Source organism: Streptomyces albireticuli (assembly GCF_021228125.1).
GTDB lineage: Bacteria > Actinomycetota > Actinomycetes > Streptomycetales > Streptomycetaceae > Streptomyces > Streptomyces albireticuli.
The window spans coordinates 1-7,631 of sequence record NZ_JAJQQS010000048.1; the positions used below are offsets into that span (position 1 = coordinate 1).

Annotated in this window: 8 protein-coding genes and 2 pseudogenes; 4 read left to right on the forward strand and 6 right to left on the reverse strand. The window is 63.3% G+C overall.

Going from position 1 to position 7,631, the window contains the following annotated elements; genetic code table 11:
• Nucleotides 1-540 precede the first annotated feature (540 nt).
• Both LUZ64_RS36170 and LUZ64_RS36175 read left to right on the forward strand, forming a co-directional pair.
• A complete protein-coding gene (locus tag LUZ64_RS36170; RefSeq protein WP_143593180.1) occupies nucleotides 541-1,785 on the forward strand; it encodes a hypothetical protein in 1,245 nt (414 codons plus the stop codon).
• 14 nt (nucleotides 1,786-1,799) lie between these two features.
• Entirely contained in the window at nucleotides 1,800-2,444 is a 645-nt protein-coding gene (locus tag LUZ64_RS36175) for a hypothetical protein (RefSeq protein ID WP_143593182.1), read from the forward strand.
• Between the two features lie 420 nt (nucleotides 2,445-2,864).
• On the opposite strand, the gene LUZ64_RS36180 is transcribed toward LUZ64_RS36175, so the two are convergent.
• On the reverse strand, nucleotides 2,865-3,215 hold the full coding sequence (locus LUZ64_RS36180) for a DUF8825 domain-containing protein (RefSeq protein WP_504954295.1): 351 nt from the start codon (nucleotides 3,213-3,215) through the stop codon (nucleotides 2,865-2,867).
• Nucleotides 3,216-3,675: 460 nt separating this feature from the next.
• On the opposite strand from LUZ64_RS36180, the gene LUZ64_RS36185 reads away from it, so the two are divergent.
• Nucleotides 3,676-4,479: a hypothetical protein gene (locus LUZ64_RS36185; protein ID WP_143593184.1), complete on the forward strand. Its 804-nt coding sequence runs from the start codon at nucleotides 3,676-3,678 to the stop codon at nucleotides 4,477-4,479.
• A 38-nt stretch (nucleotides 4,480-4,517) separates the two neighbouring features.
• Here the strand turns inward: LUZ64_RS36185 and LUZ64_RS36190 are convergent, their stop codons facing one another.
• Nucleotides 4,518-4,691: a hypothetical protein gene (locus tag LUZ64_RS36190; RefSeq protein WP_232390640.1), complete on the reverse strand. Its 174-nt coding sequence runs from the start codon at nucleotides 4,689-4,691 to the stop codon at nucleotides 4,518-4,520.
• Between the two features lie 110 nt (nucleotides 4,692-4,801).
• Nucleotides 4,802-5,050 (reverse strand): annotated as a pseudogene (locus LUZ64_RS36195) (DUF6262 family protein); the annotation flags it as partial.
• A gap of 42 nt (nucleotides 5,051-5,092) precedes the next feature.
• On the opposite strand from LUZ64_RS36195, the pseudogene LUZ64_RS36200 reads away from it, so the two are divergent.
• Nucleotides 5,093-6,088 (forward strand): annotated as a pseudogene (locus LUZ64_RS36200) (helix-hairpin-helix domain-containing protein); the annotation flags it as partial.
• On the opposite strand, the gene LUZ64_RS36205 reads toward LUZ64_RS36200, so the two are convergent.
• The 3 genes from LUZ64_RS36205 to LUZ64_RS36215 all read right to left on the reverse strand — a co-directional run bounded on the left by LUZ64_RS36205 (nucleotide 6,089) and on the right by LUZ64_RS36215 (nucleotide 7,375).
• Nucleotides 6,089-6,592, reverse strand: coding sequence for a helix-turn-helix domain-containing protein (locus LUZ64_RS36205; RefSeq protein ID WP_095581801.1), 504 nt, complete (start codon nucleotides 6,590-6,592; stop codon nucleotides 6,089-6,091).
• Nucleotides 6,589-6,897 carry a hypothetical protein gene (locus tag LUZ64_RS36210; RefSeq protein ID WP_095581802.1) on the reverse strand — a complete coding sequence of 103 codons (309 nt, stop codon included), beginning with the start codon at nucleotides 6,895-6,897 and terminating at the stop codon, nucleotides 6,589-6,591. The genes LUZ64_RS36205 and LUZ64_RS36210 overlap by 4 nt, the downstream gene beginning before the upstream one ends.
• A gap of 76 nt (nucleotides 6,898-6,973) precedes the next feature.
• A complete protein-coding gene (locus LUZ64_RS36215; protein WP_095581803.1) occupies nucleotides 6,974-7,375 on the reverse strand; it encodes a hypothetical protein in 402 nt (133 codons plus the stop codon).
• Nucleotides 7,376-7,631 lie beyond the last annotated feature (256 nt).

Genomic DNA, 7,631 nt, shown 5'->3' on the forward strand with positions numbered 1-7,631 from the left:
CAGGCGGGCGTCCACCCGTGACCAACTCGGTGCTCGTGCACGCCGCCGTCCGGTCCGCATCACCGCACTCGCCCAAGCCGTCCTCGCCCTACACCTGACCAGCTCAGCGTGAAGTTGGAAAGAGCTCCCTGAGCTTCTTCGCACATTCCTTATTCATGCCCTTCAGACTGCGCGCGGGAGCGTGCACACAGGGTCACCTGACCGGCTGGGGCGGGCGGGGGATCACAGTGCCCCCGTTCGGTGGACACTGCGTGCCAGCCACCGAACGCCTTCGGGATCTCCCTGCCACCGGCGGCGGCATCCTGGACCGCGTCACCCAGCGACACCCGTGTTCTGACCAGGCCTATCAAGGCACCCACCCCGCCAGCACACCACTTATCATGGCGGCCTCATAAACAGGCAGTTACGCCATCCGCCCCCTGACTACACGATCAGGCGGTTTTCGCGGTGCTTGTGCCAGCTCCATATCCAGCGTGGCTACACATCCGGTGGGTTCGCCTAGGTGAAGTTGATCGCGTGCCGCTAGAAGGGACAGGGTTGATGGGCACACTAAGTGATGATCTGGCCAAGCAGGCGATGGAACAGACGCGGGTCGTTGCCAATGGTCCTGCGCTCAGTCCCAACGAGGCACTGCATGTGGATGTCATTCCGGGCGGGGGTGGTGGTAGCCAGTTGGCCTCAGATTTTACCTTCGTGCCAACGGCCGTTTCCACGACACCGCTCGACATCCTTCGCATCAAGGTCGAATACACGCTCGAACGTCTAGGGTCGGACGGGAGTTGGAAGCCAGTCGACGCCACGAACTCTGCGGGCAAGCCTCAGTTCCATCAGGTGCCCGTGTCGCCAGCGGCCCCGGCACCACCACCGCCCGTGCTGTCGACTGCCTTCCTTCTAGCGCCGCGCGTGAGACTCAAAGCGGGTACAGCGAGCGGCATCCCACTCCCGACCGTCCCTCCCGTCAAGCTGCCCGAGCTCGATCACAAACTCAAGGTAAAAATCACCATTTCGAGTGCCGCTCTGGGCTCGGATGAGTCAAAGTGGCCAAACAAGACGGTGGAGATCCCATTTTCGATTCCTACCGTAGAGCTCACTGTTCCGATTCCGCCGGCCGTCTGCATCTGCGCTCAGGATTCGGAGCTGACCGGCGAGAAGCACCTCGTCATGTTGCCGCCGGGCTCCCCGGCGTCCGTCGGACAGATCGCCTCTGCCTACAACTCCGTACTTGATGGTCTCAACGCGCTAAAGGGGGCTCTGGAGCTCATCTCGATCGCGCTCAAGCCTCTCAAGATGGTCGCCGAAACCATGGGGAAGATTCCGACTCCATATGTGACTACGACAGCACTCGTCGAGGACTTCAGCGATCAAAACGAATTCGACGAAGAGATGTCTTCGTTTCTGATCGTCGGGCCGACAGGGTGCGGAGTAGATTTCGCCGACACTGCAGACCCAGGGGATTGGGACGATTACATCGGAACCCACGAACATAAGAAGTATTTCACAATCGACATCCTTCAGTTGCCCAATGCGGGCGAAAATGGTGACTACATTCTCAAAAAACTCGGATATAGCCTAGAGGTAGATAAGTCGAAGCTGTCCGAACTCGCCAACAAGGTGGCGGAGCTCTCTGGAGTGAACCCGAGTGAAGCGCGCCTGGGGATCGGAGTGTTCTACGTGCACGATCTCGAAGGTGACGACACGCCAAACGACCTCAAGTACTACGACACTGACTCGGACGACCCGGTGCAAGACGACACCGAGTCCGCCCTTTGGATCTTCAAAGCCTGACAGGAGGCGAAACCATGTGGCCACGCATCAACGCTTGGGTGATGGCGCCTGGAAGTGCCTCCAGGGTTGACGATCGCGACGGCTGGGTCTTCTTCACTGCCGACGCTAACGAAAAATCCTTCTCCTGGAAGGGCATCGCCTACACCAGCGGCATCACAGCAGGTGCAGCTGGACACCACAACTACGAGCTGCCGCCTGGCACATACATCGTCTGGGCTGAGCGCACGGACGATCGAAGGACCATGCGCACCCACAAGGCCGTGGTGGCAGTCCATGACGAACCGATTGTGACGGTACGTCTCCTGCCTGACGTCAAGCCAGAAGGCCCTGTCGAACCACCTGAGCCGCATGAGTGCCGTATCACCGTTGACGCGGTGCAAGGGTTGACTCCGGGGGGATATCCGGACGGTGTCAAAGCGATGGGGACCGCGGAGGGCTGCCAGGAGGTCCATGTGACCGTCCGCACTCCCTCGGGCGGCAAAAACACAGGCGTGGTAACCGTTGAATTTGATGGCAGTTGGACCTTCGCCTTCGACAATGCTTTCGACGACGGCACCCTCCTCATCTGCAGCGAACCAGCCTTCGTTGACGTGCGGTGCATGGCAGATCCCAACTGCCGTAAACAGGAGGAGCTCACCGTTCGCTGCCCACGGGCCTGACCGGTGAGAGCGTGCTTCTGAGGTAGCTGTTTCAGGGAGCCGCCTACCAAGAGATCACCTCAGCCCCTTCGGAAACAGGTACTCACCTTGACGTTTAACGGTTGCGACGGTCCTCGACTATCCAGTCGTCACCAAGTTCCCGGCGCAGGGCGTCCCGTGCGGCGTCCGCCTGCTGCCTGAACAAGGTCCATTGCTCCTTGGTCCACGGCGACGGGTCCGGTGGGTACTCCCAGTCGATGGACGACTGGTACGGCAGTCTTGCCGACTCGGTCCGCGTGGCTGTGCTGATGGGCAGCTGTTCCAGCTCGCAGGGGGAACCATAGGGGCTGTCGACGTCAGGATTGTGTCGGGGGCCAGTCCGCAGAAGGGTGTGTGGAACACCGGCTTCGACGAAGAACCGCGGTGATGGGTCTCGCCTCGCTACGCGGTTGCGGCGTAGTCGCTGCTCTCCGTGTCGCCGGCGGGGGCTTTCTGTTCGTGGGCGTGTTTGAGCGCCATGCGGGCGGCGACCACCTGGCCGCAGTCGAGCGTGGTCCAGAAGGGGTGTGTGGTCACGGTGACCGCCAGGTCCAGCACGAGGGTGCGCAGTCGCGTCACCTCGGTCTTCTGTTCCGGGGTGTAGCCGGGGGAGTCGGGGCGGGAGGCGATGTGGGTGTCGCGGGCGTTGGGTTTGGTCTCCGCCGTCCAGCCCGGCATCGGCTCCACCGACCAGGGCAGCGTCTTGCAGAGTGCGGAGATTCTCCGGGGGAGAGAGCTGTGCGCAACGAAGATTTTGGGATTTCGTGCAGCTCAGCAGCCGTGTGGCTCAGGTTATCCGGCGCAACAGGTATGGTGCCATCGCTGGATCGGGCGATTGTGGCTATTGCGACGGAGGCGTGGTGGTGCGATCAGCGTGATCGCATTGAGGCGATCTTCAGGTAGGTGCAGGGCATAGCTTGTGCCCGACCTGCTGCCAGCTCGTTCGATCTGTCCTTTCGTGACGTCGATCGCACATCACTCGAATTTGGGGCGTTTTGCAGCGTGTTGCTTCGGGACATCCCCCCATGGTCTCCAGTTCTCGCCATGCTGGCATCGCTTCACTCAATTGGGTGAACACCTGTCGAGTGCAGGTCGCGACTGGGGGGCGCGAGGATGATCCGACTATGAGCTAGGTCAGGGCGGGGGCTTGATGGTTGGTGACGGAGATGGCGGAAATCCAGGTCCGGGAATTCCAGGTGGAGGGGATTCGTCGGTGAGGCCCTGGTGGCGAAGGCCGTCTTTTGTTGGCGCGGCGACGGCTGTCGCAGTTGCTGTGATCGGCGGCTGGTTGCAGCAGGGTGGAATCTCACTGATTGAGAATCTCTTCAGTGATGAAGGCGAGGTAATCCCTCCGCGTGTCAGTGTCAAGATGAGTGATGATCCCATGTGCACCACATGGTTGCTTCGTGGAGATCCGCATCAGGTCGCGGACAAGCTGAGCCAGGAGTTCTCACGCGATGCACCCGATGCGACCGTTGACCTCGCGGAGCAGATCGGAATCGCTGACAGGATTCGCCGAGAGGCAGGAGCAAGACTGCCAACTGGGAGGGCTGTCGAGGTTGCAGTCCAGGGGTCAAAAGGGAAGGACGTCGTCCTGACTGGGCTTGATGTGGTAGTGAAGAGCAGGAATCGGCAAGTTCCCGGCAAGCTGATGGGCATCGGAGTCGGCTGTGGTGATGTCCTTACCCCCCGGCAGTACAAGGTTTCCTTCGATGACCTAAAGCCAAGCTTCAAACTGCTGAGGAACTTCCCAGACGGGACGCCGAATCCCAAGGCGGTCGACTTTCCCTATAAGGTCTCACCTGGCGACCCCGAATACTTTGTCTTGCTGGGATCAGCTAAAGGGTTCGCCGAGTGGACTGCGAAGCTGCGATGGATCTCCGACGGCGAACAAGGGGAAACTGAAATCAACGACAAGGGGAGGCCTTTCATGTCATTCCCTTCGGATTCTGTGACTGACGACTTCTATTACAACAATAGGACGTTCACTCTGACGGAGAACTCCCGCAAGCAATAGATGGCGAGAGGATCAGTGATTGGTGAACATCGCTCTCATCACTGTCGACTCAAAGGACTGTGATTCAGCGCCCGTGTCAGCTCGCGGTTGGCGGCCCGGGCGGCGTCGAGCTCATCGGTTCGTTCCTCCAATTGCCCCTGTGTGTCGGCGAGTTCTTGTTCGAGCATGGTGATGCGTCGCTGAAGCTGGTCGATGTCGGCGGGCGCCCCCAAGCCGGACTCGTGCCATGCGGCCTCGCCGAGGATCTGGGAGAGGCGCGCTTCTCCAACTGCCGCACCCGCGCGGCAAGGCGTTTGTTGCGTTCGAGGGCGTTGGCCAGGTCTGCTCGGAGGGATGCCCGGCTGACCGCCGCGATCCGGCCTTCCTCCTGTGGTGCCGAAGCGGCGGCGTGGACGCGTTCGAGGAGGTCGCGATGCCGGTAGAGAAATGTGCGGTCCACCCGCGCTGCGCGGGCGAGGCCGGAGACGGTGATGTCACCGCCGCCTCGCAACATGGTGTCGAGGGTTTTGAGGACGCGTTCGCGGCGGCGGGCCGAGTCTGCCCGCCGCCCGTCGGTCATGGTGCTGGTCATGCGGTCCTGTCGGGACGGAAGTCGGTCAGGGGTGGTCCGACCTCCCGCACCCAGCACGTCATCGAGCAGACCCCCGACGGCACCTGGGGCGTGCGCCTGGCGTTCTCCGCGGTCAAGGGCATCCACACCGACGAAGTCCAGCGCCTCGCCGCCGGCCAGCCCTACGTCTCCCTTCAGGACCTGTGGCACCGGGCCCGCCCCTCCCGCCCCACCGCGCAACACCTCGCCGAGATCGGCGCCCTCGAACCCGTCCGCGGCAACCTCACCCGCCGCGACCTCCTCCTGCAGATCGCCGAGCTCCACCACCAGGCCCATGCCCGCCACGACGAGGGCCAGCTCCCCCTCGACGACCAGCTGCTGGCCGCCGAACCCAGCGGCCTGCCCGAGATGACCGGCCGCGACGTCATGAACGCCGAACTCACCGTCCTCGGCATCGACGTCTCCCAGCACCTCATGGACCACCACCACCGGCTCCTGCGCGAACTCGGCGCCAGCGACGCCGCCCACCTCCACGCTCTGCGCCCCGGCCAGCGCGTCCTGGTCGCGGGCGTGCGCGCCTCCACCCAGACCCCGCCCATCCGCTCCGGACGCCGCATCATCTTCGTCACCCTCGAAGACGGCTCCGGCATGGTCGACCTCGCCTTCTTCGACAACACCCACGAAGCCTGCGCCCACACGACCTTCCACTCCGGGCTGCTGCTGGTCCGCGGCACCGTCCAGCGCCGCGGCCCGTGCAACGCCGTCACCGGCGACATGGCCTGGGACCTCGACGCGATCGCCCGGGCCCGCGGCGACCACGGCCCCGAAGCCGCCCTCCGCCTCCTCGGCGAAACCCGCCCACACCCAACCCCCGCGCAGCCCCAGCGCACCATCCCCATCGGGACCGGCGGCGCCCAGCTCCACCCCTGGGCCGACCTCCAGCTGGCCGGCGACCGCTCCGCAAACCTCAAAACCCTCGGCCACACCAGCCCCGGTTCTCCAGACTTTGAGGTGTCTCATGAGACACCTCAACTGGTCACTTGGAAGGAGGTCGGATGATCACCGGTGGGATGCGTAGTAGATGATGATCGAGAAGATGGCTGTAGTGATCAGTGGGAGGATCCGGCGGGCGACCCTGAAGGCGGCTGGTGGAAGGACCCAGCGGATAAGGGCCATGGCGAAGGAACCGCGCACGGCAAGGTGCATCTCGCCGCAGACTGCGCCCGCGTTGCGAATCCGTGCGATCTGTGCGTGTTGCCAGAGTTGTTGCCAGTGCTTCAAGTTTTTCTCGTCACCGCAGGATATGACGATTGCCTTGATCTGCCCCCAGCTGGGGTATCGGGCCCCGGACAGATCACGAGAGATCGTTGACTCGCTGCTGTAGATGGCCTTGGCGAGTTGCTTGCGTGTGATACCCCGCTGGGTGTGGAGGTTTCGTACTTCCTCGATGAGGGTCCGCAGCTCGGGTGTTTCCGCGCGGATCTCGGCTGGCGGTCGGCCTCCTCTCCTGCTGTTGCAGGCGGGGCAGGTGGTGTCTGCGGTGTGGGTGCACGAGGTCGTCATTCCGGGCCCTTCTGGCTGTCTCCCGGCTGGGGCTGGGGCTGGGGGCGGTTGGGGGGAGCGCCCCAAAGGCCGCCAACGACCAGTCCGAGATTGGTCAGCACGCTGACCACGGCGGCAGCATCCTGGCCGAGCGCGAAGAGCGTTATGGTGAGTGCCGCTAGGACTGCGAGCACGGCCAGCTTGAGCCAATCTGAGCGCGTCGGGTCTTTCAATCGAGTGCCCTTCAAGCGGTCCAGAAACATGTGCGCCAACGAAACCGTGGTGGCCTTCAAGGCTGTCGCGACGCTGTGGACATACTTATGCACTGGACGTGACGCACCTAGCGATTCTCAGATCGCTGCAAGAACCCTGGTCAGCGTGTTGAAGTAGGTCAGTCGCGTGCTAAAGACCCGTGGTTGAGGCCCTGAGGGGGACGATGACGGCCGACCGTCTCGTGACCTGCTCGCGGAGGGCGGTGTTCTCGGCGAGTAGGACGGAGATAACGGTAGCCGCGGCGTCAACCTGGTCCTGGAGCCGGTGTCGCTCGTGGCGGTTGTCCTTCAGCTGGCGGCGAAGGAGAGCGATCTCCTCGGTCTGCTTCTGGTCGCGCTGGCTCGCCGGGCTCTGGCCGACCCGGTCATCCCACTCGGCGAGCACCGCGGTCGCGCGGTTCATGGTGGCCCGGCTGACGCCGGCTTCGCGCCAGAGGTTGTTCTTGGTCAGCTTGCCGTCGGTGCGGGCGGGCTTGCCGGCGAACAGGCGCTCCATCGCCGCGCGCAGGGCCTGGCCCGTCCTGGGGGACACCGTGGGAGGGGTCATCGGCTGGCCCGGCGGATCACCAGGTCGACTTCGCCGAGCTGTTCGGTGAGCAGGGCCCTGCGGCTGGCTGGAATCACGGATCAGTAGTCCCCTCCACCAGCAGCGAAGAGGCGACCTGAACCGTTCCGACTTCTCTGCCGCTCCGTTGTGAGCTAGCAGAGAGGATGGGCGCCATGCCCAAGAAGATTGACTCAACGCTTCGTAGCCAGGCTGTGCGGCTGGTGATGGAGCATCGCGCGGA

Coding starts and splice junctions, on each gene's coding strand:
- LUZ64_RS36170 (WP_143593180.1), top strand. CDS start 541: ATGGGCACACTAAGTGATGATCTGGCCAAGCAGGCGATGGAACAGACG.
- LUZ64_RS36175 (WP_143593182.1), top strand. CDS start 1,800: ATGTGGCCACGCATCAACGCTTGGGTGATGGCGCCTGGAAGTGCCTCC.
- LUZ64_RS36205 (WP_095581801.1), bottom strand. CDS start 6,592: ATGACGACCTCGTGCACCCACACCGCAGACACCACCTGCCCCGCCTGC.